The 26,537-nt window shown below is 65.0% G+C and carries 25 protein-coding genes and 2 pseudogenes; 6 read left to right on the forward strand and 21 right to left on the reverse strand.

Annotated features, from left to right (window positions below):
- Positions 1–348: 348 nt before the first annotated feature.
- The 5 genes from AB0J29_RS32545 to AB0J29_RS32565 all read right to left on the reverse strand — a co-directional run bounded on the left by AB0J29_RS32545 (position 349) and on the right by AB0J29_RS32565 (position 4,605).
- The gene (locus AB0J29_RS32545) at positions 349–627 is read right to left on the reverse strand and encodes an acylphosphatase (RefSeq protein ID WP_364794385.1); all 279 of its coding nucleotides are present in this window, start codon (positions 625–627) and stop codon (positions 349–351) included.
- Entirely contained in the window at positions 627–1,097 is a 471-nt protein-coding gene (locus AB0J29_RS32550) for an OsmC family protein (protein WP_364498713.1), read from the reverse strand. The genes AB0J29_RS32545 and AB0J29_RS32550 overlap by 1 nt, the downstream gene beginning before the upstream one ends.
- 105 nt (positions 1,098–1,202) lie before the next feature.
- Positions 1,203–1,910, reverse strand: coding sequence for a response regulator (locus AB0J29_RS32555; protein ID WP_364794387.1), 708 nt, complete (start codon positions 1,908–1,910; stop codon positions 1,203–1,205).
- 38 nt (positions 1,911–1,948) lie between these two features.
- On the reverse strand, positions 1,949–4,450 hold the full coding sequence (locus AB0J29_RS32560) for a sensor histidine kinase KdpD (RefSeq protein WP_364794389.1): 2,502 nt from the start codon (positions 4,448–4,450) through the stop codon (positions 1,949–1,951).
- Positions 4,447–4,605 (reverse strand): hypothetical protein, encoded by a 159-nt coding sequence (locus AB0J29_RS32565; RefSeq protein WP_364794391.1) that lies wholly within the window; start codon positions 4,603–4,605, stop codon positions 4,447–4,449. The genes AB0J29_RS32560 and AB0J29_RS32565 overlap by 4 nt, the downstream gene beginning before the upstream one ends.
- 378 nt (positions 4,606–4,983) lie before the next feature.
- On the opposite strand from AB0J29_RS32565, the gene AB0J29_RS32570 reads away from it, so the two are divergent.
- The 4 genes from AB0J29_RS32570 to AB0J29_RS32585 are packed head-to-tail and all read left to right on the forward strand — an operon-like array spanning position 4,984 to position 9,773.
- The gene (locus AB0J29_RS32570) at positions 4,984–5,070 is read left to right on the forward strand and encodes a potassium-transporting ATPase subunit F (RefSeq protein WP_364499176.1); all 87 of its coding nucleotides are present in this window, start codon (positions 4,984–4,986) and stop codon (positions 5,068–5,070) included.
- Positions 5,071–6,741: a potassium-transporting ATPase subunit KdpA gene (gene kdpA, locus AB0J29_RS32575; RefSeq protein ID WP_364794393.1), complete on the forward strand. Its 1,671-nt coding sequence runs from the start codon at positions 5,071–5,073 to the stop codon at positions 6,739–6,741.
- A gap of 1 nt (position 6,742) precedes the next feature.
- Positions 6,743–8,884, forward strand: a complete 2,142-nt coding sequence (gene kdpB, locus AB0J29_RS32580) for a potassium-transporting ATPase subunit KdpB (protein WP_364794394.1) — start codon at positions 6,743–6,745, stop codon at positions 8,882–8,884.
- Position 8,885: 1 nt separating this feature from the next.
- Entirely contained in the window at positions 8,886–9,773 is an 888-nt protein-coding gene (locus AB0J29_RS32585; RefSeq protein ID WP_364794396.1) for a potassium-transporting ATPase subunit C, read from the forward strand.
- Positions 9,774–9,853: 80 nt separating this feature from the next.
- Here AB0J29_RS32585 and AB0J29_RS32590 read toward each other — a convergent pair whose 3' ends face one another.
- From AB0J29_RS32590 to AB0J29_RS32600, 3 genes and pseudogenes are all read right to left on the reverse strand, one after another.
- Positions 9,854–10,039 carry a hypothetical protein gene (locus AB0J29_RS32590; protein WP_040693417.1) on the reverse strand — a complete coding sequence of 62 codons (186 nt, stop codon included), beginning with the start codon at positions 10,037–10,039 and terminating at the stop codon, positions 9,854–9,856.
- Positions 10,040–10,119: 80 nt separating this feature from the next.
- A pseudogene (locus AB0J29_RS32595) lies at positions 10,120–10,479 on the reverse strand (glycogen debranching N-terminal domain-containing protein); the annotation flags it as partial.
- Complete coding sequence (locus tag AB0J29_RS32600) at positions 10,476–11,579, reverse strand: glycosyltransferase family 4 protein (protein ID WP_364794420.1); 1,104 nt, start codon at positions 11,577–11,579, stop codon at positions 10,476–10,478. The gene AB0J29_RS32600 and the pseudogene AB0J29_RS32595, both read right to left, overlap by 4 nt.
- A 787-nt stretch (positions 11,580–12,366) precedes the next feature.
- Here AB0J29_RS32600 and AB0J29_RS32605 point away from each other — a divergent pair.
- Positions 12,367–12,672, forward strand: coding sequence for a hypothetical protein (locus AB0J29_RS32605; protein ID WP_364794398.1), 306 nt, complete (start codon positions 12,367–12,369; stop codon positions 12,670–12,672).
- A gap of 90 nt (positions 12,673–12,762) precedes the next feature.
- On the opposite strand, the gene AB0J29_RS32610 is transcribed toward AB0J29_RS32605, so the two are convergent.
- The 10 genes and pseudogenes from AB0J29_RS32610 to AB0J29_RS32655 form a co-directional block, all read right to left on the reverse strand.
- Positions 12,763–13,203, reverse strand: coding sequence for a carboxymuconolactone decarboxylase family protein (locus AB0J29_RS32610; RefSeq protein WP_364794399.1), 441 nt, complete (start codon positions 13,201–13,203; stop codon positions 12,763–12,765).
- Between the two features lie 65 nt (positions 13,204–13,268).
- A complete protein-coding gene (locus AB0J29_RS32615) occupies positions 13,269–14,795 on the reverse strand; it encodes a substrate-binding domain-containing protein (protein ID WP_364794400.1) in 1,527 nt (508 codons plus the stop codon).
- 120 nt (positions 14,796–14,915) lie between these two features.
- On the reverse strand, positions 14,916–15,794 hold the full coding sequence (locus AB0J29_RS32620; protein WP_364794402.1) for a hypothetical protein: 879 nt from the start codon (positions 15,792–15,794) through the stop codon (positions 14,916–14,918).
- 58 nt (positions 15,795–15,852) lie between these two features.
- Positions 15,853–16,926, reverse strand: a pseudogene (locus AB0J29_RS32625) (PHP domain-containing protein).
- A gap of 5 nt (positions 16,927–16,931) precedes the next feature.
- Positions 16,932–17,513, reverse strand: a complete 582-nt coding sequence (locus AB0J29_RS32630; RefSeq protein ID WP_364794403.1) for a dihydrofolate reductase family protein — start codon at positions 17,511–17,513, stop codon at positions 16,932–16,934.
- A gap of 58 nt (positions 17,514–17,571) precedes the next feature.
- Entirely contained in the window at positions 17,572–18,438 is an 867-nt protein-coding gene (gene mutM, locus AB0J29_RS32635) for a bifunctional DNA-formamidopyrimidine glycosylase/DNA-(apurinic or apyrimidinic site) lyase (protein ID WP_364794404.1), read from the reverse strand.
- A gap of 1 nt (position 18,439) precedes the next feature.
- Positions 18,440–19,162 carry a ribonuclease III gene (rnc, locus tag AB0J29_RS32640; RefSeq protein WP_364794406.1) on the reverse strand — a complete coding sequence of 241 codons (723 nt, stop codon included), beginning with the start codon at positions 19,160–19,162 and terminating at the stop codon, positions 18,440–18,442.
- A gap of 22 nt (positions 19,163–19,184) precedes the next feature.
- Entirely contained in the window at positions 19,185–19,367 is a 183-nt protein-coding gene (gene rpmF / locus AB0J29_RS32645; protein WP_364498663.1) for a 50S ribosomal protein L32, read from the reverse strand.
- A gap of 54 nt (positions 19,368–19,421) precedes the next feature.
- Positions 19,422–20,051: a DUF177 domain-containing protein gene (locus AB0J29_RS32650; protein WP_364794408.1), complete on the reverse strand. Its 630-nt coding sequence runs from the start codon at positions 20,049–20,051 to the stop codon at positions 19,422–19,424.
- Between the two features lie 76 nt (positions 20,052–20,127).
- On the reverse strand, positions 20,128–20,874 hold the full coding sequence (locus AB0J29_RS32655) for a DivIVA domain-containing protein (protein ID WP_364794410.1): 747 nt from the start codon (positions 20,872–20,874) through the stop codon (positions 20,128–20,130).
- 394 nt (positions 20,875–21,268) lie between these two features.
- On the opposite strand from AB0J29_RS32655, the gene AB0J29_RS32660 reads away from it, so the two are divergent.
- Positions 21,269–21,781, forward strand: a complete 513-nt coding sequence (locus tag AB0J29_RS32660) for a GtrA family protein (RefSeq protein WP_364794412.1) — start codon at positions 21,269–21,271, stop codon at positions 21,779–21,781.
- Between the two features lie 32 nt (positions 21,782–21,813).
- Here the strand turns inward: AB0J29_RS32660 and coaD are convergent, their stop codons facing one another.
- The 3 genes from coaD to AB0J29_RS32675 are packed head-to-tail and all read right to left on the reverse strand — an operon-like array spanning position 21,814 to position 26,314.
- The gene (gene coaD / locus AB0J29_RS32665) at positions 21,814–22,299 is read right to left on the reverse strand and encodes a pantetheine-phosphate adenylyltransferase (RefSeq protein WP_364794414.1); all 486 of its coding nucleotides are present in this window, start codon (positions 22,297–22,299) and stop codon (positions 21,814–21,816) included.
- A gap of 53 nt (positions 22,300–22,352) precedes the next feature.
- Positions 22,353–22,913 carry a 16S rRNA (guanine(966)-N(2))-methyltransferase RsmD gene (gene rsmD / locus AB0J29_RS32670; RefSeq protein WP_364794417.1) on the reverse strand — a complete coding sequence of 187 codons (561 nt, stop codon included), beginning with the start codon at positions 22,911–22,913 and terminating at the stop codon, positions 22,353–22,355.
- On the reverse strand, positions 22,910–26,314 hold the full coding sequence (locus AB0J29_RS32675; RefSeq protein ID WP_364794418.1) for a pyruvate carboxylase: 3,405 nt from the start codon (positions 26,312–26,314) through the stop codon (positions 22,910–22,912). The genes rsmD and AB0J29_RS32675 overlap by 4 nt, the downstream gene beginning before the upstream one ends.
- Positions 26,315–26,537: the final 223 nt, after the last annotated feature.

Genomic DNA, 26,537 nt, shown 5'->3' on the forward strand with positions numbered 1-26,537 from the left:
GCGCCACCCACAGAGCCAGAACCAGTCCCAGCCCCACCCCCTCCTGCATCGGGCACATCATGACCGGTCCCCGGCGAGCCGAGCCCGCCCCCGGACGAACGAGGACCGCCGCCCGGGGAACCCGACCCGGCTCTCACAGAACCAGGTTCGGCACCCACAGAACCAGGATCGCCGCCCGACGACAACGGTTGGGGCGGGGTAGTTTCGCAGCCCGCGGATCCAGCGCCGGGCGCGGGACTATTGGGCGTCGACGAGCCCGACTCCCGATCGGACTCCGGCCGATCCGCGTCGTCTCCCGCCCCCGGACCGCCGGTACTCAACGATCCCATCGCTCGGTCGAACCCACCACTACCGCTCCTCGAATCCGGACAAACCACCCCGCGCGAACTCCCAGCTTTCCACAACGAGGTCGACCCGACCAGGAGTATCTCCAGAACGCAGAAGATCCAGCAACATTTCGCACGCGGGTCGTGGACCTTCGGCGACCACATGCACCCGACCGTCGCGGGCGTTGGTGGCGTGTCCGACCAGACCCAGCGCCAGCGCCCGCGAGCGCGTCCACCAGCGGAAGCCGACGCCCTGGACATAGCCGTGCACCCATGCGCTGAGCCGAACCGATTCCGACATCACGCGTCGATGGCGTCGATATCGAATGTCAGCGTGACCTTGGTACCGGCCTTCAGCGTCCGGCCGACGGTGCACACCTTGTCGATGGCGCGCTGCACAGTGACCAGCAGTCGCTCGCGGGCCTCCTCGTCCAATTCGCTGAGGTCCAGCTCGAATACCTCGTCGAGCTGCGGGTACACCTCGTTCTCGCGGTCGGCGTCGCCGGAGACGCGGATGGTCGCGTCGAAGGCGTCGCCGAGCTTGCGCGAGAGCGGGAAGTCCGCGCTCAGTCCGGAGCAGCCCGCCAGGGCGATCTTCAGCAGCTCACCCGGGGTGAAGGCCCCGGGTACGCCCTGCGATGCGATCAATACCTCGGCACCGCGCGAGCTGCGGCCGGTGTACGCCCTGGTCCCGGTGCGCTCGACCCACAAGGTAGTGGGCTCGGTCGCAGCGGTGGTCGTGGTCGCGGATGCGGTGGTCTGGTCAGCCATGGTCTCGATCCTGCCATTCTCGAAATGGAACTCTCACCCCCGCCAACGCCGTGCGAGCGCGAGCCCTTCCGCGAATGGCCACGTCGGCCGGTGATCTCCGAGACATCACTCCTGGAAGCGGTAGCCCATTCCGGCCTCGGTCAGCAGATGTTTCGGATGCGACGGGTCGATCTCGAGCTTGCGCCGCAACTGCGCGAGATACACCCGCAGATAGTGCGTTTCGGTGGCATACGACGGCCCCCACACCTCACGCAGCAGCTCGCGCCGCCCGACTAGTTTGCCCCGGTTGCGCACCAGCATCTCGAGCATGCCCCACTCGGTCGGGGTCAAATGTACCGGCTGACCGTTCTTGGTGACCTGCTTCGCGCTGAGGTCGACGGTGAACGAGGACGTCACCACCACGGGATCGGAGGCATCGGTATCGGTCGCGCCGCGCCGGACCGCGGCCCGCAGCCGGGCCAGCAGCTCATCCATCCCGAACGGCTTGGTGACGTAGTCGTCCGCGCCCGCGTCCAGCGCCTGCACCTTGTCGGTCGAATCGGTTCGCGCTGAAAGCACGATCACCGGCGCGACGGACCAGCCCCGCAGCCCGGCCAGCACCTCGATACCATCCATATCGGGTAGACCCAGATCCAGAATGACCACATCAGGATGCTTATCGGCCGCTGCGCGCAATGCCGCCGCGCCGGTGCCCGCGGTGATCACCTCATAGCCGCGCACCGACAAATTGATGCGCAACGCGCGCACGATCTGCGGTTCGTCATCGACCACCAGCACCTTGGTCGACGGTGCTTCCTGCTTCTTGTCGGTCATTACGACTTCCTGTGCGGTCCGCGGGGTCGTTGTGCTAATCATCGGCTGCTCACCTCGGTTTCGTCGGCAGGCAGGTCCACGATCATCGTCAATCCTCCGCCCGGTGTCGGTTCGGCATGCACGGTGCCGCCCATCGCCTCGACGAATCCACGCACCACCGACAGACCGAGCCCGACTCCGGTGGTGTTGTCACGATCGCCGAGCCGCTGGAACGGCTCGAATAATTGCTCCTCGGTCCCTGGCGGCACACCAGGACCTACATCGACCACGGCGATCGAGACCTGGGCGCCGTCGCGTTCCGCGGTGACCCGCACGGGTGTATCGCGTGTCGAATGCCGCAGCGCGTTATCGATCAGATTGGCCAACACCCGCTCTAGCAGGCCGCTGTCCGCCCGCACCGAAACCTCGCCGACCTCCACCTTCACCCGATCCATTGCCGCGCGGCGCAACCCGCGCGCGCCCATTCCGACACTCACCAGCGCCTGGTGCACGACCTCGTCCATGTACACCCGGCGGAACTGCGGCTGCACCACGCCGACCGCCAGGCGTGAGGAGTCGAGCAGATTGCCGACCAGCGCCGTCAGCTGATCCACCGATTCCTCGATGGTTTCCAGCAATTCGACGGTGTCCTCGGGCGAGAACTCGATGTCGTCACTGCGCAGGCTGGATACCGCGGCCTTGGCCCCGGCCAGCGGTGTGCGCAGATCGTGACTCACCGCGGACAGCAGCGCCCGGCGCAATCGGTCGGCCTCGAGCAGGGCCGCGGCGGCGCTGGCCTCCTCGGCCAGCCGGGACTGGCGGACCAATCCGGCCGCCTGATTGGCGACCGCGTTGAGCACCGGACGATCGGTCGCGGCGAGCGGACGTCCGGCCAACAGCAGCCAGCTCGTCGCATCGCCCGCCTGGATGGTGGTCTCGGCCTCGGCGGCCCGCTGCGGTGGACTCGTGCCGACCGCCGCGATCACCTCATCGCCGCACTGCATGCTGACCGCACGCAGCCCATACGTCTCGCGGACCTGTTCCAGCAGATTGGGCAGATCCGCACCGTGCAGCACGGCACCGGCGAACAGAGTCAGCAATTCGGCCTGCTGGGAGGCCCGGCGCGCCTGGCGGGTCTGCTTGGCGGCCACATCCACCAGCGCCGCGACCGCCACCGCGACGATCAGCAATACCACCACCGTAATAAAGTTGTCCGGTTCGGCAATGGTCAAGCTGTAGCGCGGTTCGACGAAGAACCAGTTCAACAGCACACCCGACAGCAGCGCCGAAAGTGCCGCGGGTACAACGCCACCGAGCAACGCCACTGCGACGACGCCGATGAAGAACAGCGCGCTGAGGCCGCCGAGCTCGAGATGGGCTTCGAGGACGTAGCAGATCACCGAGACCAATACCGGCACCAGCACCGCCGCGAGCCAGGCCCGGATGGGCTGGTGCGGCCTCAGCGAATAGCGACGCAGCCCACGGTTGGCCTCCTCATGCGTGACCATATGCACGTCGATCTTGCCGGACGCCTGCACCACGGCCGAGCCGATGCCCTCGTCGAGCATGCGCGCCCAGCGCGAGCGTCGGGAGGTGCCGATCACCAGCTGGGTCGCATTCACCTCGCGGGCGAACTCCAGCAGCGTATTCGGCACATCGTCACCGGTGACCGTGTGCAGCGAGGCATCCAGGCTGGCGGCCAGTTCCCGCAGCCGATTCAGCCGTTCGGTCGATACCCCGGCCAAACCATCGCCCCGCACCACATGTACCAGCAGGAGATCAGCACTCGATTTGGTCGCGATGCGGCTGGCCCGGCGCACCACGGTTTCCGACTCCGGACCGCCGGTCACCGCGACGACCACCCGTTCGCGCGCTTCCCACAGCTCCGTGATCTTGTGGTCGGCCCGGTATTTGGCCAATGCGGCGTCGACCTGGTCGGCCAACCACAGCAGCGCCAATTCGCGCAGGGCGGTGAGATTTCCGGGCCGGAAGTAGTTGCGCAGCGCCGCGTCGACCTTGTCGGCGGCGTACACATTGCCGTGGGAGAGCCTGCGCCGCAACGCCTCCGGCGTGATATCCACCAATTCGACCTGGTCCGCGCTGCGCACCACGGCGTCGGGCAGGGTCTCCTTCTGCTGGATGCCGGTGATCTGCTCGACGACGTCGTTGAGGCTCTCCAGATGCTGCACATTGACCGTCGAGATGACGTCGATGCCCGCGGCCAGCAAATCCTCGACGTCCTGCCAGCGCTTGGTGTGTTTGCTGCCGGGCGCATTGGTGTGCGCGAGTTCATCGACCAGAACCACGGCCGGTGCGCGGCGCAGCACCGCCTCGACATCGAGTTCGGGCAGCCGGGTGCCGCGGTACTCCACCATGCGCGGCGGAATCTGCTCGATGCCCGCAAGCAGTTCGGCGGTCTTGGCTCGACCGTGGGTCTCCACTACCGCAGCTACTACGTCGCGGCCGCGTTCGAGTCGGCGGTGGGCCTCGCCCAACATGGCGTAGGTCTTGCCGACTCCCGGTGCCGCACCGAGGTAGATGCGCAGTTGGCCGCGTTTCACTCGTCCATCATCGCGCGATTCGGCGTGTCACCGAAGACCCGTACCCGTTCTGTCGCGATATCCGAATCCCGCCCCTGCTCCAACATCGCCAGCGCGCGAATGATCAGCGCGCAACAGACGAATCCGATGATCACCGCGACCGTGACAGCCGACATGACAATCCTTTCAGCAACCAATAGGAACCCGGTCGTGCTGGAATCCCCCGCATGCCGGTCGATGAATTTCTACTCCGGTATCGGCCGGCTATCTGGATCTTTACGGTGTGTTGACGGGTTGTCCGCCTACCTTGACGGCATCCTTTCACTCAGCATCCGAGCCGGACCTGTAAACGAAGCGTCAATGCTCTGCAACGGGCCGCTAAGGACCCGTAAACAAGCTCCGCACCAGCTCGAACGACCCGCTTAACTCACCCTGTCGCGCTCCATACAGGGAGCGCCAATGGAGGTTGTGTAAATGTCTGTCGTGGTGTTCGCGGTGCTAACCGTGGCGATCTTCGCGCTACTGGGCCTGATCCAGCGGGGAGTGGAAAAACTGTGATCGCGAACCTGATCGGCCTGATTCTCGCCATCCTCGTCGCGGTCTACATGGTGGCGGCGCTGCTCTTCCCCGAGAGGTTCTAGGTGAACACGACAACAGCGGGGATCGCGTTCGTCGCCTCCCTGATCATCGCGTTGGCCCTGGTGCATGTGCCGCTCGGCGACTACATGTTTCGGGTGTACAACGCCAAGAAACACTCCCGTGCCGAGCGGGTCATCTACCGGGCCATCGGCGTACATCCCGAGGTCGAGCAGTCCTGGGGCGTCTACGCCCGCAGCGTGCTGGCGTTCTCGGCGGTCAGCATTCTGTTCCTGTTCTTCTTCCAGCTGATCCAGGGCAAACTGCCGCTGCATCTGCACGATCCGGCGACCGAGATGACTCCGGCACTGGCCTGGAATACCGCGGTCAGCTTCGTGACCAATACGAACTGGCAGAACTACTCCGGCGAGTCGACCCAGGGCCACTTGGTGCAGATGGCCGGGCTCGCGGTGCAGAACTTCGTCTCCGCAGCGGTCGGCATCTCGGTGGCCGTTGCCCTCGTACGCGGCTTCGCCCGCAGGCATACCGGCGATCTCGGCAACTTCTGGGTGGATCTGGTCCGCGGCACCATTCGCATTCTGCTGCCGCTGGCATTCATCTTCGCGATCGTCCTCGTCGCCGGTGGCGCGATCCAGAACTTCCACCTGCACGATCAGGTCGCGCAGACACTGAACGGCACCGAACAGACCATTACCGGCGGTCCGGTGGCCAGCCAGGAGGTCATCAAGGAGCTCGGCACCAACGGCGGCGGCTTCTACAACGCGAACTCCTCGCACCCGTTCGAGAACCCGACCACCTGGACCAACTGGGTCGAAATCTTCCTGATTCTGATGATCAGCTTCTCGCTGCCGCGCACCTTCGGTCGCATGGTCGGCAGTAAGAAGCAGGGCTACGCGATCGTGGCGGTGATGGGCACGATCGCGCTGATCAGCGTGACCCTGCAGAACTTCTTCCAGTTGCAGCACCACGGCACCGTCCCGACCGCGATCGGCGCATCCCTGGAGGGCGTCGAAACCCGTTTCGGCGTGGCGAATTCCGCGACCTTCGCGACCGCGACCACGCTGACCTCGACGGGTGCGGTCGACTCGTTCCACGACTCCTACACCAGCCTCGGCGGCATGATGACGATGTTCAATATGCAGCTGGGAGAAGTCGCCCCTGGCGGTACCGGTTCGGGTCTGTACGGCATGCTCATCCTCGCAGTGATCACCGTCTTCGTCGCCGGTCTGATGGTCGGCCGCACGCCGGAATACCTCGGCAAGAAGATCACGCCGCGTGAAATCAAACTCGCCGCTTCGTATTTCCTGATCAGCCCGCTGATCGTGCTGGTGGGTACGGCGGCCGCGATGGCCATGCCGGGCCAACGCGCGGGCATGCTCAACTCCGGCCCGCACGGGCTCTCGGAAGTCTTGTACGCCTTCACCTCCGCGGCCAACAACAACGGCTCGGCCTTCGCGGGTCTGACCGGCAATACCGAGTGGTACAACACCGCCCTCGGCCTAGCGATGGTGTTCGGACGCTTCCTGCCGATGATTTTCGTACTGGCGCTTGCCGGTTCGCTCGCCCAGCAGGGCCAGACCCCCGAGTCGATCGGCACGCTGCCGACGCACCGGCCACAGTTCGTCGGCATGGTCGTCGGCGTGACATTGATCCTGGTCGCGCTGACCTTCCTGCCCGCACTCGCACTCGGGCCGCTCGCTGAAGGAATCCACTGATATGTCCACTACGACAACCGAAACGACCGCGGAGACGGCCAACAAGAGCCGCGGCGTCCAGCGCGGCGTGCTCGATCCGAAGATGCTGCTGACGTCCATTCCGGACGCGGCGAAGAAGCTCGATCCGCGCACGATGTGGCGCAATCCGGTGATGTTCATCGTCGAGATCGGCGCAGTGTGGTCGACCGTGCTCGCGCTGACCAAGCCGACGTTCTTCTCGTGGGCCATCGTCGTGTGGCTCTGGCTCACCGTCATTTTCGCGAATCTGGCCGAGGCCGTCGCGGAGGGGCGCGGCAAGGCGCAGGCCGATACCTTGCGCAAGGCCAAGACCGACACCATGGCTCGGCGGCTGGTCGAGTGGTCACCCGGCGCACGGATCGTCGAGGAAAGCGTCGGGGCCCCGGCGCTGCAACGCGGCGACTATGTCGTCGTCGAGGCCGGCCAGGTCATCCCGGGTGACGGCGATGTCGTGGAAGGCATCGCGTCGGTGGACGAATCGGCCATCACCGGTGAGTCCGCCCCGGTCATCCGGGAATCCGGCGGCGACCGTTCGGCCGTGACCGGCGGCACCACGGTGCTGTCCGACCGGATCATCGTCAAAGTCACCCAGGAGCCCGGCGCGAGCTTCATCGACAAGATGATCGCGCTCGTCGAGGGTGCGTCGCGGCAGAAGACCCCCAACGAGATCGCGCTGAACATCCTGCTCGCCGCGCTGACCATCATCTTCGTCTTCGCGGTCACCACACTGCAGCCGTTGGCGATCTTCTCGAAGTCGAACAACCCTGGGGTGCCGGACACTTCAGCACTGAACTTGCACGGCATCACCGGAATTGTCATGGTCTCGCTGCTGGTGTGCCTGATCCCGACCACCATCGGCGCGCTGCTGTCGGCCATCGGCATCGCCGGTATGGACCGGCTGGTGCAGCGCAATGTGCTGGCCATGTCCGGCCGCGCGGTCGAGGCGGCCGGTGACGTGAACACCCTGCTGCTGGACAAGACCGGCACCATCACTCTCGGCAACCGTCAGGCCTCGGATTTCGTGCCGATGCCAGGCGTTCCCGATGACGAATTGGCCGATGCCGCACAGCTTTCCAGCCTCGCCGACGAAACCCCCGAGGGGCGCTCCATCGTGGTCTACGCCAAGCAGGCGTTCAACAAGCGCGAGCGCACCCCGGGTGAGCTGACCGGTGCGACTTGGGTGGAATTCACTGCCCAGACCCGCATGTCGGGTGTGAACCTGCAGGACGGGCACCAACTGCGCAAGGGTGCCGCCAGCGCCGTCACCGAATGGGTTCGCGCACAAGGCGGGAGGGTGCCCGACGAGGTCGGCATGATCGTCGACGGGATCTCCGCATCCGGCGGCACACCGCTGGTCGTCGGTGAGGTCGATGACGGCAACGCCCGGGTGCTCGGCGTCATTCATCTCAAAGACGTTGTCAAGCAGGGCATGCGGGAGCGTTTCGACGAGATGCGTCGAATGGGCATCCGCACGGTGATGATCACCGGCGATAACCCGTTGACCGCCAAAGCGATTGCCGATGAGGCCGGTGTGGACGACTTCCTCGCCGAGGCGACGCCAGAGGACAAACTGGCGCTGATCAAGAAGGAGCAGGACGGCGGTCGCCTGGTCGCGATGACCGGTGACGGCACCAATGACGCTCCGGCCCTGGCCCAAGCCGACGTGGGCGTCGCGATGAACACCGGTACCTCGGCGGCCAAGGAAGCCGGAAATATGGTCGATCTGGATTCGGATCCGACCAAGCTCATCGAAATCGTGGAGATCGGCAAACAGCTGCTCATTACCCGTGGCGCGCTGACCACCTTCTCGATCGCCAATGACATCGCCAAGTACTTCGCGATCATTCCCGCACTGTTCGTGGCGCTGTTTCCGGGCCTCGACACGCTGAACATCATGCGACTGCACAGCCCGCAGTCGGCGATTCTGTCTGCGGTCATTTTCAACGCGATCATCATCGTCGCGCTGATCCCGCTGGCGCTACGCGGTGTGAACTACCGGCCGAGCAATGCGTCGTCGCTGTTGAGCCGCAACCTGACGATCTACGGTCTCGGCGGCATCGTCGCGCCGTTCATCGGCATCAAACTGATCGACCTCGTCGTCCAACTCCTCCCCGGGATGTCCTGATATGCGTATGTCACCTTGGATCCGGCAGCACCTGGCCGCGTTGCGTGCGCTGCTCGTGCTCACCGCGATCACCGGAATCGTCTATCCGCTGACGGTTTTCGCGGTCGCACAGCTGCCCGGCCTACACGACAAGGCCGAGGGCTCGCTTGTCACCGTGGAGGGAAAGGTGGTGGGCAGCAGCCTGATCGGGCAGTCGTTCACCGATAAGGACGGCAAGGCGCTGGTGCAGTACTTCCAGAGCCGTCCGTCGGCGGCGGGCGACGGCTACGACCCGCTGTCCACCTCGGCGTCCAACCTCGGCCCGGAGAGCATTGTCGACACCCTCGACGCCGACCCGGCCCAGGTGAAGTTGAGCCTGCTCTCGACGGTCTGCGCGCGCAGCAAGGAGGTCGGCGACCGTGAGGGGGTCGACGGCAGTCGTCCGTTCTGCACCAAAGACGGAGTCGGCGCGGTGCTTTCGGTAATCGGACCGCGCGACGCCGACGGCGAGGTTTCGCATCCGGTGCAGGTCGTGAGCGTCAACGAGGCGTGCCCAGCGCTGCCGTTCCTGGCCACCTACAAGGGGGTCCAGGTCGAATGCGCCAAGCCGGGCGAGGACTATTCGGTCGGCCGGATCGTCCCGATCATCGGCGATGCCTCGACCGACACACCGGTGCCCACCGATGCAGTCACCGCCAGCGGCAGTGGCCTGGACCCGCACATCTCACCCGAGTACGCGGCCATCCAGGTCGCACGAATCGCCAAGGCCCGCAATATCGCCGAGGATCAAGTACGCACACTCGTCGACACGCACACCGACGGCCGGACTCTCGGCTTCCTCGGTGAACCGCGCGTCAATGTGGTCGAGCTGAACCTCGATCTCGACAAGCGGTACCCATTCCGCGGCTAGCGACCCGAGCGCTCATTCCCGAACGGGCATCCACCAGAACTGCTGGAACGCCACGGGAATGGGCGCTCGGCCGTTTCCACTCAGTTGTCCTCGACGCAGGCGAAGCAATACGCCGATGCGGCGAGATACTGGTGACAGTCCGGACCGTGGCCCGCATGCGTACTGCAGATGAAACGCGCCAGGTCGAGATCGAGATCCATGGGCTCGGCGCTGCAATCACGATGCTGAGTGCTCCACAGATCCCGCCGATCCAGTGATGTCTGCATTGTGCACCTCCAGCCTGCTGGTATTCAGTGGAGAAGCAATCCCGTGTTCATTCGGTGGTGGATTACCCGATCCGGCGCCGGGTCAGAATCTCGTGCATGCCATCGGCGATGAGGCGTTCGCGCACCACCAGCACAGTGCTGTCGGGCTGTCCGGCCTGCGGTGGTCGGCGCAGCACGAATGTGGCGGCGAACGCCTCCGGGCTGAGCACCGATAGCGATTCGGCCGGTTGGCCGTCCACCAGCAGTTCCCAGCGGGAGATGACGCGGGCGTCGCGGAAGAACAACCCATCCGGGTGTCCCGGTTCGATATCGCCGAGCCGATTCGACAGGCAGAAGGTGCCGCCCTCGACCAGGGTCACCGAACTACCGCAACCACCGAGTCCGGTCGGCTCACCGGAATTCAGCGGTGCGGGATTCGCGGCGCCGGCGTCTGCGGTCATACGCGTTCGCTCGCCGGAATACGAACCGGCACCGTCTCATCGAGCAGCCGTGCCGCGCGCGCATTGCGCCGCGAACGCAGGAGCTGATGATAGACCTGCTCATAGCCGCGACCCAGCGTGCCCGCGCCGAAGTTCGCCTCGACGTGCGCACGGCACGCTGCCGGATCGAACTTGCTCACCTCGGCGATCGCGGCGGGCAGCTCGGCGGGATCGTCACAAATCCGGCCGGTCACGCCATCGACGATGACCTCGGCAACCGCACCGCCGCGGAGTGCGACCACCGGTGTGCCGCAGACCATCGCCTCGATCATCACCATGCCGAACGGTTCCTCCCAGTCGATGGGGAACAACAGGCAGCGCGCACCCGCGAGCAGCTTGCGCTTGGCCGACGCATCCGCGAGTCCGAAAAGGTGGTCTCGCGCAGTGATCAGCGGGCGCACTTGCTTTTCGAAATACGCCTGCTCGTGGGCCTCACTGCACTTGCCAGCGAGCACCAATGGAATATCGGCCTCGTGCGCGGCTTGCAATGCCAGATGCGTTCCCTTGGTCGCCGTGAAACGGCCGAGAAACAGTGCGTAGTCACCTTTTTCGGTTTGGTACGGCCACTGATCGACATGCAGTGCATTGTGTACGCGACCGACCCAATTCAGATCGGGCGCCAATTCGCGCTGCCGATCGCTGATGGCGACCAACGATACTTCCTGACCCAATTCGCGGTAGTAGTGGTAGCAGTCACCCTCGTCGACCGGCCCGTGCACGGTCACCACTGTCGGTAAGCCCAGGCCCATATACGCCGGGGCATTCAGTGGTCCGGCAAAGGTGTGGTCGTGCACGAGGTCCACGCCGGAGGTAGCGGCGACCTGTTCGATCGCCCTTCGCACCTTCAGAGCATGCACGACCTCGGGAAACGGCTCCCCGAGCCGTTCAGGCAATGCGCGATCCCACACCGGAATGAATTTCGCCGTGGTGCCGGGTTCACCAGCGCCGAACAACGTCACATCGTGTCCGCGCGCGACCAATGCGTCGACCAAATCGGCGACGACGGCCTCGACGCCGCCATAGGCCTTCGGCGGTACGTCGAAGTATGGCGGAACAACCATCGCAATGCGGAATCGTTCACCGACATGATCGGTAGACAGCAAATCCGAAGCGGCGATTTGCGCCGAATTCGGCGCGAACAGACCTGCGCTCATGACCATCCTTCCAGGGACAACCGTGTGCACATCCACCCAGCACTCGGTGCGCTGGGCGCCGAACGTGGTGGCCGCCGCGGCGGAGGTGGAGACTCGAGCCTGCACCGCCGTCCAGAGGGGCTTGGTTGGCCTGGTCATGCTGGATCGCGTGAACAGGGGGGCCGAACACAGACGTACCTTATTTCCGGCTGCTCAAACCAGGCAGTTGGTCTGAAATCTCAACATTTGGGACAAAATGACCCATTATCCGGCCTTGGCATCAAGGGGACTTACGGGGATTTCGACTTATATCGAAATAATTCCAACTCAGAATTCGTCAGCCCGAGACCGTACCAGCGATGCCGCACTGGATCGCGCCGGGGCTGCACTCCGCGCATACCGCGGCAAGCTCTGGGGGGTACAGCAGGTTCTCCCGCCAACGCGAGCGCCACGACAACGACGAACATCGTGATCGAGATCGCACCACTACGGTTCACGCGAGTAGCAGTGGGCGCCTTGGGCTTACGGAAGGCCGGCATCCGTCAGAGATCACCCGGCTCCGGACATCCTGACGAAAAGGCCTGCACGACAAGAAAGTCCGACCTGGCCTTGTCGAGTCCGACTTGTCCGGAGCGGATTTCGCAGTGCGCACTCTCGGCACGCTGATCGATGACCACTACTATCATCTCGGTATACGCATACATATAATGCAGTTATGTTCGATCCAATCACCCTCGCTATCGGAGCTGGGATCGCATGTGCGGGCTGGGCGGTCGGGCGGTTCGGCCGACGTTCGGCCGCACAACCCGCAGGGGCGCAGTGTGGCTGCGGCCACGACCTGGCACTGCACGATCCGAAGGCGGGCACCTGCCATGCCGAACTGGGCCGCAAGACGATGGTCGGTCGCGTATGGGTGCAGTGCACGTGCCGCCGCTACACCGGTCCGGTCCCGGTCGAGGATTTCTTCAGCCGAACGATCATGCCCTTGGCCGATGAACCGATGCCGCGCTCGGGCGACTGACGGTTCCGGAGTCGCCCAGTACGCTGCCGCCCAGCGCGATACGTCGAGCAACAGCGTGCGGTTGAGCTGTGACGGCACCAGTCGGATTCGTCAGACTGACGCGGGCTGCATCCGCAACGGCACCCCGATCCGGTTCCACAGGTTGATCATCGCGGTAACCGCGACCAGACCGGCCAGCGCGCCCTCGTCGAAGTTCTTCTCGACATCGGCCCAGATCTCATCGCTGACACCGTGTTCACCGAGTCGGGTGACCGCCTCCGCGTAGGCGAGCGCGGCTCGCTCGGCCGCGGTGAACTTCACCGACTCACGCCAGGCATTGAGATAGTAGATCCGCTGTTCGGTCTCGCCCGCCATCCGCGCGTCGGTGGTGTGCATATCGATGCAGAACAGGCAGCCGTTCATCTGGGATACGCGGATCTTCACCAGTTCCCGCACGGTCGGATCCAGTGGTCCGCGGCGGATGCCCTGTTCGGCGGCGAACCAGGCCTGGTAGATCTCGGGTGCCGCCTCGGCGAGTTGCATGCGTGACATGAATCGTCCTCTCTCGAAATCGCTTACCCGAGTAAGACGAGATGGCCGCCGAATTCGTGACAATGTCACGAAGACGGCAGGCAGCGGGCCCGATCGGGCAGCTCACTACATGGTTCGTTGCCGTGCTCACGCAGCACATCCTTACCGGTCAGATCGGTGAGGAAGTGCAGGAAGCTGGCGCCGAGCGAATCGCCGGGGAGTTCGCCGTAGCTGTAGGCGTATTCGACGCCCCAGAACGGATAGCTGCGGTTGACGGCGACGTCACGTCCCGGCGTCACGCCATTGATGGTGAGGGTCGTGGCTCCCGCCTTCACCGCCTCGGAGAACTCGCTGTAACCGATGGCGCCCGGAATCTCGCTCACGGCCTTCTGCATATCCTTAGTGACCTGCACATCGCAATATCGGGCCGCCGTCGGTGCGCCATCCTTGATCGCGACACAGCTGACATGCGCCCGATCGGGCTGCGGACCGCCGAGTACCCTGCGCTCCAATGTATTTCGGGTACCCGATCCAGGTATCCGGTTGACCAGCACAACCGGCAGATTCGGACCGCCGATATCGCGCCAGTTGGTGATCCGGCCCTGATACAGATCCTGGATCTGCGCGACCGTCAGGTTGGTGAGGCCGACATCCTTGTGCACGATCATAGTGAACAGCGACAGCGCCAGCGGACGGTCCAGCAGCGGCTGGTAGCCATCACCTTTCGGGCCGTCGCTGATTGCCAGCAGATCCGGATTGTCCTTGCCCTCCTCGGCGACCCGGTCGAGACCGCGTTCGGTGCCCTCGAAGCCGAACGCGAATTCCGCTCCAGTGCACCGCTTCCCGTACTGCGCGGCGGCATCACGGATGACCGGTTCGAAGGCCGACGAGCCGACCACCGTGAGTTTGCCCGCGGCACAGTCCAATGGCGTCGGATCAGGCACAAGTGCGGACACCACCAGCTGGACGACGATCACCACAACCAGAAAGACCGTGAGCGCCACCATCACTCGCGAAATGCCGGTGCGGCTCTGGGTTTCGATGATCCGCCCGCCCTTGATGCCGCCGCTCAGCACCGGTGCCGAATACTCCCCGGTGCCCTCCGAACGTTGCAGAATGGCCAGGATCTTGTAGTGATCAGCACGATTGAGCGGCACCCTCGGCAGATCGATGACACCGATATGCCCGGCCGCATCCTCGCGAACCGCGATGCCCGAATCACGGTCCAGTGAATCGGCCAGCCCCGGATCACTCAGCTCGGTGACCGCCATTCCGATGACCCGGCGCTGTGGAAAGTTCAGATGCAAACCGACCTGGCCCGCCTCCGGCGCCCGGTAGTCGTGCGTATCGATCGGTGTCGCACCGCTGTTTTCGATGCGGACCAGCACCACCGACAGATCCTTCAGCGGCGGACTCGCATCATCGTGTGCGGGGCGCAGCTGCGGTAGTACACCGGGAAAGACCGATTCGATCTCACCGGTGACCGGCGTATCCATCTGTACCCGATAGCCGAGTTCCTTGCGTCCGACAAACACGAACTCCCACAGGAACGCGATGATCGGCACCGCGACACCGATGAGTCCGAGCACGATTTCGATCGGAAATCCACCCACCGGTGCCGCCACCCCCAAGAGATCTGTGTGTCAACCATTTTCGAACGTCATCCGGAATCCTCCCAGATACCGCACGAATGTTCGGCAACAGTTAACCCGGCGGCCAACCTGCCCGCACCGTCAGAAGGCGCCGCCGAAACAGCCGAAATGACCCGATCCGTAGTCGCTGCCGTGTATTCCGTAGACCCCGTTCCGGCGATTCGACCGGGGCTTGTTCGGATCACGCGGAGACGGTTCGATCTCGATACCGGTGAGCGCCTGCCAACCGGCCACCTCGGTCTGGTACTTCTCCCGCAGTGCCTGACCCGTTTCCAGTGCCCACATCGCCGAGGTATATGAATGCTCCGCGCGTTCGGCCACCAGCTCGGCCTGGATCTCGACCGGTGTCAGTCCGACCTCCTCGACCGCCGGATAGGGGTGCTCGAGGCTGGTCTGGTAGATCCAGAAGCTGCGATCGCCGGAGAGTTCCCTGATCTGGTAGGTCCACCGCGGATCGGTATCACTCGCCACGGCCGCCTCGCGCCGTAGGCGTGCCTGCTCTTGTTCGCGCTTCAGTCGTTGCTGCTCTTGCCTGCGGTACCGCTCCTGATACTCGGGCAGATCACCGGCTCGGACCTGATATTCCGCAAGCGCCGTGGCGAACTCGGCCAGCAGTTCGGCCTTCGCATGGTCGTATCGCTTGCGCAGCAATCGATTTCGTTGGGCATACTGCAGGCGCCAGCGCAGCCGACCTTGCCAGGGCGGGTGCAGGTGCAAACTGACCAGTCGCTCCTTTTCCTGTAACGCACCGATAGTCGCCACCAAGCGCTCGGTCGCCGCGCACCAACGGTTGCAGTCCGCCTCAGCGGCTTCGAGATCCGAAGAATACGAGCCCCGCCTGGAGCCAGGCACGACCGCACACCGCAGATCTCTATTTTCGCTGATCCGGGCACCGATCACATTCACCGTCCACGCGCCGACCAATGACCCGAGTGACGTCACATGTACTGCGCGGTCCATCGCACCACCCTGGCAGATCGGAGGCGACTACACATCCACTCTACGGCCGCGGCCGCGATCAAACCACATCCCCCGCTGCCGATTTCGTCCAGGCCAGTAGCCGCTCCGCCGGCCACGTATTGATGACCCGCTCCGCCGCAACACCGTTCGCGACCGCGCGCTCGCATCCGTAACCCAGCCAGTCCAACTGACCAGGAGCATGCGCATCGGTATCGATCGAGAAATAGCAACCCATCTCGACCGCCAGCCGCAGTAGCCGAGACGGCGGATCGAGCCGCTCGGGACGGCTGTTGATCTCCACGGCCGTGCCGTAGCTCCGGCACGCCTCGAAGACGAGTTCGGCGTCGAAACTCGACTCCGGCCGCAGACCCCGCTCCCCATCGATCAGCCGACCGGTGCAGTGGCCCAACACATCCACATTCGGATTAGCCACGGCGTACACCATGCGCTTGGTCATGGTCTCGCTGTCGGCACGCAGATGCGAATGGACGCTGGCAACAACGATATCGAGTTCGGCGAGCAGATCGCTCTGCTGGTCCAGCGTCCCGTCATCGAGGATGTCCACCTCGATCCCGGTGAGAATTCGGAACGGTGCGACTCGTTCGTTCAGCTCCGCGACCACATCCAACTGCCGCCGCAATCGGTCGGCGGAGAGCCCGTTGGCGACGGTCAACCGCGGCGAATGATCGGTCAGTGCACAGTATTGGTGACCGAGCGCAGCCGCGACGCCCATCATCTCCGCGATCGGACTGCCCCCGTCGGACCAGTCGGAGTGGGTGTGCAGATCACCACGCAACTGGGCCCGCATGGGCTTGCCCGGTGCCCCGATGGGCTGCGCGGCTTAGCGGAGTTCACTCAAATACTCCGGTACCGCACCGGAATGCGCCTGTTCGATGACGGCGGCGGTCTTCGGCCCGATCCCGGCGAGTTCGCGCCAGCTGTGTGCCGCGCGATGGGTCGCCCGTTCGTCCTCGGAAAGCTCCGCCACGGTATCGGCAGCCCGCCGGTACGCCTTCACCCGATGCGTTTGCGCCCGTGCGCGTTCGAGCCAGAATCCGATCTCGCGCAGCGCCTCGACCGGACCCGGAGCGTTCTCCGGATCCGGAGCGACGATCGAATCATCTTCCGCCACAGCGGTTATCGAATCCTGCTGTACTTCACGAAGGCAACGCCGTCCTCGAACACCCGGCTGGTGATCACCCGGAAGCGGGCCGCCTCCGGCAGGCGCGGACCGGACCCGAACAGCGGACGGCCCCGGCCGAGTACGACCGGATACAGCTTCAGGAAGATCTGATCGATCTCCGGCAGCAACACCTGCGCCAATTCCCCGCCGCCGCACAGCCAGATCCCGAGTCCGCTGTCCCGCTTCAACTCTCGCACCGTGGCGAGCGGATCGGCCGAGATCAGTTCCACCGACGGATCCGGACTTTCCGGCAACGTCGTCGACACGACGAATTGACGCAGATGCGAATACGGGCTGGCGGTTCCGGTCCGCACACCGAAATCGTGGGTCTTTCGACCCATCAGTACGGTGTCGAAGTAGCGGTTGCGCTTATCGATGCCGAGGGCCTCCCGCACCTTCGTCGGCAAGGTCTCGGGGTACTGTGCGGTGATCGCCGGGCCGTGATCGCCACCGACCGGGAAGAAGTCGACCGACCCTTCCTCGGTGGCGATGAACCCGTCGATAGTCGAAGCGACGTAGTAGGTGAGCTTGCGCATATGTCCTTCCTCCACGACCGGTCAGCTTCTGCGAACCACCTAGAAGAACGGTAGCTCGCTAACGCGAACTGCGACGGACCTTCGGTTGGCAGCGTGGGCAGGAGTAGGACGAACGGTTCATGAACTTCTCCCGCAGGATGGGCGCACCGCAGCGACGGCACGGTTCGTCCTGGCGGCCGTAGACCGCGAGCGAGCGTTCGAAGTAGCCGGATTGGCCGTTGACGTTGACATACAGCGCATCGAATGAGGTGCCACCGGCCGCGAGCGCCTCCCCCAGCACCGCGCCGACCTCGGTGAGCAAGGTGCGCGCAGCGGGTCGGGTCAGACCGGATGCGAGCCGGTTGCCGTGGATCTTCGCCCGCCACAGGGATTCGTCGGCATAGATATTGCCGACGCCGGAGATCACGGTCTGATCCAGCAGCACCCGTTTGATCTCGGTCTGTTTGGCGCGTAGCGCGGCCACCACAACCTCGGGGTCGTAGCGCGGGTCCAGTGGATCCCGGGCGATATGCGCGACGGGCTCGGGCACCAGCGTTCCGTCCACCTCGAGCAGTGGTGCGAGCGCCCAGCCGCCGAAGGTGCGTTGATCGACGAAGCGCAATTGTGCGCCGTCGTCGAGCGTGGCGAGGATATGCGCGTGCTTCTCCACCGGAGCCTCGGCGGGCTGCACCAGCATCTGCCCGCTCATACCGAGATGGACCACGAGCGAGGTGTCCGGATCGTCGAAGGTGAGCCACAGGTATTTGCCGCGCCGCTCGGCGGCGGCGACCCGCAGACCCGTCATCCGGGCCGTCAGATCATCCGCACCTTCGAGATGACGGCGTACCGACCTGGGATGGTTCACCGTGACGGATTCGATCACTCGCCCGACAACATATTCGGCGAGTCCGCGCCGGACGACCTCGACCTCGGGAAGTTCGGGCACGTCAGGCTTCGTCGGTCAGCGCCTGATAGGCGGCGCCCGCGGCCTTCTGCTCGGCTTCCTTCTTGGAGCGGCCGATGCCCTGACCGTACGGACGACCGCCGATCACGGTGGTCGCGGTGAATTCCTTGTCGTGGTCGGGACCTGTCGAGGTGATCTCGTAGCTGGGCACGCCGAGGCCACGTTCGGCGGTGAGCTCCTGCAGGCTGGTCTTCCAGTCCAGTCCGGCGCCCATCCGCGGACCGCGCTCGAGCAGATCGGCGAAGAGCCGCAACACCACCTCGCGCGCGACATCGATACCGTGCTCGAGATGGACGGCGCCGAGCAGCGACTCCATGCCGTCGGCGAGAATGCTCGGCTTATCCCGGCCGCCCGTGAGCTCTTCACCCTTTCCGAGCAGCAGGTGCACGCCGAGCCCGCCCTCGCCGAGCCCGCGCGCAACCTCGGCGAGCGCGTGCATATTCACCACGCTCGCCCGCAGCTTGGCCAGTTCGCCCTCGGATTTGTCCGGGTGCTCGTGGTAGAGCCGCTCGGTGATGCTCAGACCGAGGACCGAGTCACCGAGGAACTCCAGACGCTCGTTGGTCGGCAGCCCGCCGTTCTCATACGCATACGACCGGTGCGTCAGCGCCAGGCGCAGCAGATCGGCCCGCACGTGGACGCCGAGCGCCACGAGCAGGCTCGCATGTTCACCGGACGGGCCGGTTTCGTCCTTGCTGACGGTCACGTCGATACGACAGGTCGAACGATCAGACAGCAGCGGTGATCTGGCGGCCCTTGTAGGTGCCGCAGGAGGGGCACGCGATATGCGGCAGCGTCTTCTCACCGCAGGCGCGGTTCGGGCACGTGATCAGGGTCGGCGCAGCGGCCTTCCACTGGCTGCGCCGCGACCTGGTGTTGGAACGGGACATCCGGCGCTTGGGAACGGCCACGACTACTTCTCCTCTTGTCCTATTGCTTGCCGGTACGGCAGCACTGTCTCGGTCTTAATGGTCTGTGTTGGTTGCACCCGAATCGGGGCTGCCATTGCCGGGCGACTCGGCGGCGAAATTCGCCAATCCGGCCCAGCGAGGGTCAAGTATCTCATGCCCATGGCCGGAACCCGCAATCGCCATCCGGACACCGCATTCCGGGCACAGGCCCGCGCAGTCCGGAGTACACAGCGGTTGCAGCGGGAGTTCGAGTCCGATCGCGTTCGTGATCACCGGTTCCAGGTCGATCTTGTCATCGACGATGCGGTAGATCTCGTCGTCCTCGGTAGTCTGCTCGGTCGCGCTGTCCGGGTAGGCGAACAGTTCGGTGAGCTGGATTTCCACCGAGCCGGTGAACGGTTCGAGGCAACGCGCGCACTCCCCGGCTGTCGGCGCGGCGACCGTTCCGGTGACGAGCACCCCTTCGGATACGGCCTGCAATCGCAGATCGCAATCCACCTCGACGCCCGCCGGGATGGCGATCAGGTCCAGCCCGATCGGCTCGTCGGCGGTGACCACGCGGTGCAGCTCTTTCATCGTGCCGGGGCGGCGGCCCAGGCTGATGACATCCAGCACGAAACCCGAGTCCGGCGCACGGCGCGAGGCCGAACGAGAGCGCGAATCGGGACCGGAACCGGCGGACATCACGAACTCACTTCACATTCGAGGGAAATGGGCAACCACTCCACAGTACGCGAGGGCAGGACGAGCACCCAAACCGTCAGCGGCGATAGTCGACCCCGTAATCCGGAGCGCCCGCACCGGAACGCAGTTGATGCCGTCCGCCGCGCACGGTCCGCAGGGCAGCGTTAAGGGTCTCCTCGAAGTCGGCGAGCCGGCTGTCGACGTAGTGGTCGCATTCGTCGCGCATCCGATCGACCTCTTGGTTCGCGCCGTCGATCAACCGGGCCGATTCGGCATGTGCGGCACGCACCACTTCGGTCTGTCCGACCAAGCGATCACGCTCGGCCACCCCCTCGGCGACCGAACGGTCATAGGCGGCCTTACCCGCCTCGATCATCCGGTCGGATTCGACAAGGGCCCGACTGGTGACGGCCTCGAATTCGGCATTGCCGTCGGCGACGACGCGATCAGCCTCGGCCTGTGCGGTATTCACCAGATGATCGGCATGCGCACTGGCCTCGGCGACCATACGGTCGGCATGCGCCTTGGCATCGGCGAGAATCCGGTCGGCCTCCTTGCGGGCCGATCCAACGGTCTGGTCTGCCTGGTCGTTGGCGGTGGTCACGGTCTTCTCGGCGGCGGAGCGGGCGTCGGAGACGATCTTGTCGCGATGATCGAGCACATCCTGGGCGTCGTCGAGTTCGCCAGGCAACGCATCGCGCACGTCATCGAGCAATTCGAGCACATCACCGCGCGGCACTATGCAGCTGCGGGTCGGCGGGATGCCGCGCGCTTCCTCGAGGATGGCGACCAGCTCGTCGAGTGCTTCGAATACGCGGTACATGCTCCTACCCCACTCTCCTGCAGACCTACGGCGAAATTACCGCCGAGGCCCAGTGTGCCTCTCGTCACGGCTCCTGCCGAGTCACCCACCGGTGTGTCGTGCGGGTGTCTCGTACGCCACACAAACAAGCGGAGGATCTTCCTCCACTTGGTGTTACATTTATCCAGGGAGCTCCAAACAAGATCTTCTTCAGTGGATCGCAGGCCCCGACCGGGACTGCGGAGACACAAGGAGACCAACGGGGCGGATTCCTCCAATTGAATGATTGACATGTTCCGCATGTTCAGTACATGCTGAACATGCGATACGCAAGGAACATTCTAGAGTCGGCGGGAAGGATGCGATCACCATCGCGGTTGTCCGTACCGAAGGCTCGTGTGGGATCGGAAAGACGATGACCCTACTGGAACTACCGCGGACGACGGTTCTGCCGAGCAGCCTGTACATACCGTGGGCTGGCCCATACCCGGTGCAGCGCACGGCGACGGCCGCTCGGTCCGGGCAGTTGATGCAGTACCTGCGTGGCGATCGGGCACTAGCGCAGCTGATCCGCTTCGCCCTGGTCGGTGGTTCCAGCAACGTTGCCTATGTGCTGCTGTTCTTCGCGATGCACGGAGTCGGCCCCTTGGTCGCCAATATCGCGGGCTCGGTCGTGAGCACCGTGATCGCCAATGAAATGCACCGGCAGCTCACCTTCCACGCGGCGGGCCGGGTCGGCTGGTTCACCGCACAGTGGGAGGGCGGCGGACTCGCGCTGGTCGGACTCGGCATCACCACCGCCGCGCTGGTCGCGCTCGAGGTGTGGACGCCCGGTATGGGCGGGACTTACCAAGCCGCGGCCGTGCTGGCCATCACCGCCGCGGTCGGAGGTATGCGCTTCCTCGCCCTGCGCGGCTTGGTCTTCTGAACCTCTTCAACAACCCACACGAATTGGGGCGTTCAGCCTTTACCTTCTGCGAGGCGATCGAGGAGGCGTTTGTGGACCGCGGGCGGGAGCATGTCCGTGACATCGCCGCCGTAGGCCGCGACCTCCTTGACCAGTGAGCTGGACAGGAAGCTGAAGGTCGGGTTGGTGGCGATGAAGAAGGTGTCGACGCCGGTGAGCTTCTTGTTCATCTGCGCCATCTGCAGTTCATAGCCGAAATCGATGGCATCACGCAGTCCCTTGACGATCGCGCCGATCCCCTCCTGTTTGGCGAAATCCACCAGCAGCCCCTGCCAGGACTCCACCCGGACATTGGGCAGGTGCGCGGTGGCCTCGCGCAGCATCTCGATGCGCTCCTCCACGCTGAACATGCCCTGCTTCTTGGGATTGATCATGACGGTCACTACGACCTCGTCGAACTGGGCCGCGGCCCGCTCGAAAACATCGATATGTCCATTGGTCACCGGGTCGAACGAGCCCGGGCACAACGCTCCTGCCATGCACAGACGGTATCAGGAGGCCGGATCATGACCTCGAATGCCGCGACGCGACGTCACTCCGGGGCGAATTCGGCTAGTTCGATGCGGGTTTCGCCGTATTTGCGCGCCTTCGCGGGGATATAGCCTGCGGGCCAGACGATCTCGGGGGAGCGGATGGAACGCTCCACCACGACGAGGGCGTCCGGTGCCAGCCAGTCGTGTCCGGCGAGCGCGCGCAAGTCGGCGGTGACCGTCGCGGTGTCGACCTCGTAGGGCGGATCGGAGAAGACGATGTCGTATTTGCCCGCACCGCCGCCCGCCAGGACAGTGGCGACGGATCCGATGCGGAGTTCGGCGCCGGGCAGTCCGAGATCAGTGATATTGCCGCGCACGATGGCTGCGGCCTTGCGGTCGGATTCGATCAGCAAGGCGTGGGCGGCGCCGCGGGAGAGGGCCTCCAGGCCCAATGCGCCGGATCCGGCGTAGAGGTCCAGTACGCGGACGCCGTCGAAATCGATGCGGGCGTCGAGGGCGCTGAACAGCGCCTCGCGCACTCGATCAGACGTGGGCCGGGTACCTGCGGGCGGGACACGTAGCCGCCGCCCACCCGCGGCACCCGCGACGATCCGGGTCATTCGGCCGTGGACTCGCGCACCGTGAGTTCGACCAGCAGGTCGCCGCCTTCGACCTGCTGCACCTTGCCGATCGCGACCCGGCCGACGATGCCAGCGCGCGGCGCGGTGATGGCCGCCTCCATCTTCATCGCCTCGATGGTGCCGACGATATCGCCCGCCGCGATCGAATCACCTTCGGACACAGCAAGTGTCACCACACCGGCGAACGGCGCCGCGATATGACCGGGGTTGTTCTTATCGGCCTTCTCCGCAGCCGGGATATCGCTGGCGATGGAGCGGTCGCGCACGGCGACCGGGCGCAGTTGGCCGTTCATGATGCACATGACCGTGCGCATACCGCGCGCATCGGGTTCGGAGATGGCCTCCAGTCCGATGAGCAGAGTGACGCCCTTCTCCAGTTGCACACGGTGTTCCTCGCCGCGGCGCAGTCCGTAGAAGAACTGGTTGGCCGAAAGGCCCATGGTGTCACCGTACTTTTCCCGGTGTGCGAGGAATTCCGCGGTGGGACCGGGGAAGAGCAGGCGGTTGAGCGTGGCGCGGCGCTGTTCGGACGAACCCGCGAGTCCGGCTTCGTCCGCCGGGGTCAGCGGTGTCTCCGGTTTGGCCGGACCGCGCCCGGCCAGAGCCCGGCTGCGGAACGGCTCGGGCCAGCCGCCCGCCGGATTACCGAGTTCGCCACGCAGGAAACCGATGACCGAATCCGGAATGTCGTAGCGGCCCGGATCGGCGGCGAAGCTTTCGATATCGACCCCGGTGCCGACCAGGGCGAGCGCGAGGTCGCCGACCACCTTCGAGGAGGGGGTGACCTTGACCAACCGGCCCAGCAGTCGGTCCGCCGCAGCGTACTTCGCCTCGACCTCTTCGAATCGGTCGCCGAGACCGAGCGCGATGGCCTGCTGACGCAGATTCGACAGCTGACCGCCCGGGATTTCGTGGGTGTACACCCGGCCCGTCGGCGCGGGCAGCCCGGATTCGAAGGGCGCGTATACCTTTCGCAGTGCCTCCCAGTACGGCTCCAGATCACAGACATTCTGCAGGTTGAGACCGGTGTCGTATTCGCTGTGCGCGGCGGCCGCGACGATCGCGGAAAGTGCTGGCTGACTGGTAGTTCCGGCCATGGCGGCGCTCGCACCGTCGACCGCGTCGGCACCGGCCTGCCACGCGGCGAGGTAGGTGGCCAGCTGACCCCCCGGGGTGTCGTGGGTGTGCACATGCACCGGGAGGTCGAAGTTGCTGCGCAGCGCGGAGACCAGGGTCGCGGCGGCCGGAGCGCGGAGCAGGCCGGCCATATCCTTGATGGCCAGCACATGCGCACCCGCGTCGACGATCTGCTCAGCGAGCTTGAGGTAGTAGTCGAGGGTGTAGAGGTTTTCGTCCGGGTTGGACAGGTCGCCGGTGTAGCTCATCGCGACTTCCGCGATGGCCGTACCGGTTTCGCGCACCGCATCGATGGCCGGACGCATCTGGTCGACATTGTTGAGCGCGTCGAAGATGCGGAAGATATCGATGCCGGTGGCGGTGGCCTCGGCGACGAACGCGCGCGTCACCTGCTCCGGATACGGTGTGTAGCCGACGGTATTACGGCCGCGCAGCAGCATCTGCAGACAGATATTCGGCACGGCCTCACGCAGTGCCGCCAGCCGCTCCCACGGATCCTCGAACAGGAAACGCAGTGCCACATCGTAAGTCGCACCGCCCCAGGCCTCGATGGACAGTAGCTCCGGTGTCAGGCGCGCGACATGTCCGGCGACACCGAGCAGACCATTGGTGCGCACGCGGGTGGCCAGTAGCGATTGATGCGCGTCGCGGAAGGTGGTGTCGGTGACGCCGACAGCTTTCTGCTCGCGCAGCGCCTGCGCGAAACCTTCGGGGCCGAGACGCAACAACCGCTGACGGGAACCGTCCGGCGGCGGCACGCTCAGATCGATGGCGGGCAGTTTGTCGTGCGGATACACCGTGGTCGGGCGCTCGCCGTGCGGCTTGTTCACGGTGATATCGGCAAGGTAATTCAGGATTTTCGTGCCGCGATCGGCCGAACCGCGCAGGGTCAGCAGCTCCGGGCGCTCATCGATGAACGACGTGGTGACCCGGCCCGCCTTGAAGTCGGGATCGTCGAGCACCGCGAGCAGGAACGGGATATTGGTGGTGACGCCGCGGATGCGGAATTCCGCGAGCGCGCGACTGGCCCTGGCCACCGCGGCGGGCAGATCGCGGCCGCGACAGGTGAGCTTGACCAGCATCGAGTCGAAGTAGGCGCCGATCTCCGCGCCCAGGTTCGCACCGCCGTCGAGACGGATGCCCGCGCCGCCGGGGGTGCGGTAGGCGGTGATGCGGCCGGTGTCGGGGCGGAAGCCGTTGGCCGGATCCTCGGTGGTGATCCGGCATTGCAGGGCCGCGCCGCGAATGGCGACCTTGTCCTGGCTCAGGCCGAGCTGTTCGAGGGTCTCCCCCGCCGCGATGCGCAGCTGGGACTGCACCAGATCGACATCGGTGATCTCCTCGGTCACGGTGTGCTCTACCTGGATGCGCGGATTCATCTCGATGAACACGTGGTTGCCGCGCTCGTCGAGCAGGAACTCCACGGTGCCCGCGCAGCTGTAGCCGATCTGACGGGCGAAGGCCACGGCATCGTTGCAGATACGCATCCGCAGTGCGGGATCCAGATTCGGGGCCGGCGCGAGTTCGATCACCTTCTGGTGGCGGCGTTGCACCGAACAGTCGCGCTCGAACAGGTGCATGACATTGCCGTGCTGATCGGCCAGGATCTGCACCTCGATGTGGCGCGGGTTCACCACGGCCTGTTCCAGGAAGACGGTCGGATCACCGAAAGCTGACTCCGCCTCGCGAGACGCCGCCTCGATCGATTCGCGCAGCTGCGCCGGATCGGCGACCCGGCGCATGCCGCGCCCGCCACCGCCCGCCACGGCCTTCACGAAGATCGGATAGTCCAGGTCCGCGGCGGCGGCCAGCAGTTCGTCCACATCGGCGGAGGGGGCGCTGGACTTCAGCACCGGCAGACCCGCCGCCCTGGCCGCTTCGATCGCGCGGGCCTTGTTACCAGCCAGCTCGAGCACTTCGGCCGATGGACCGATGAAGGTGATGCCCTCACGCGCGCAGGCCGCCGCGAGGTCCGGGTTCTCGGACAGGAAGCCGTAACCGGGGTAGATGGCGTCGGCACCGGCGGACTTGGCCGCCGCGATGATCGCCTCGATCGACAGGTACGCCCGGACCGGGTGCCCCTGCTCGCCGATTTGGTAGGACTCCGCGGCCTTCAACCGGTGGACCGAGTTGCGGTCCTCGTACGGAAAGACTGCGACGGTCCCGATGCCGAGTTCGTAGGCCGCGCGGAAGGCGCGGATGGCGATCTCGCCACGGTTCGCAACCAAGACTTTCGAGAACATTGAACTAAGGTACCCGGCCCGGAATGGTGCCCCGACAGGGAAGTCCCATTAGCAGAAATCTTCACAACGAGTCCTAGCAAAGTTGCGAAGTTGTGAGGTGTTTGATTGCCGTGTTTGATTTGCCGCGCCTGCGGCGCGGCGTGTTCGCGGCCCCCTTCTGTCTCGCGTCCGAGCCGTCGAGACTCGCGACTTCGTCGCATGCGCTTCGACGACTCGGACGCGA

Source organism: Nocardia sp. NPDC049707 (genome assembly GCF_040674855.1).
GTDB lineage: Bacteria > Actinomycetota > Actinomycetes > Mycobacteriales > Mycobacteriaceae > Nocardia.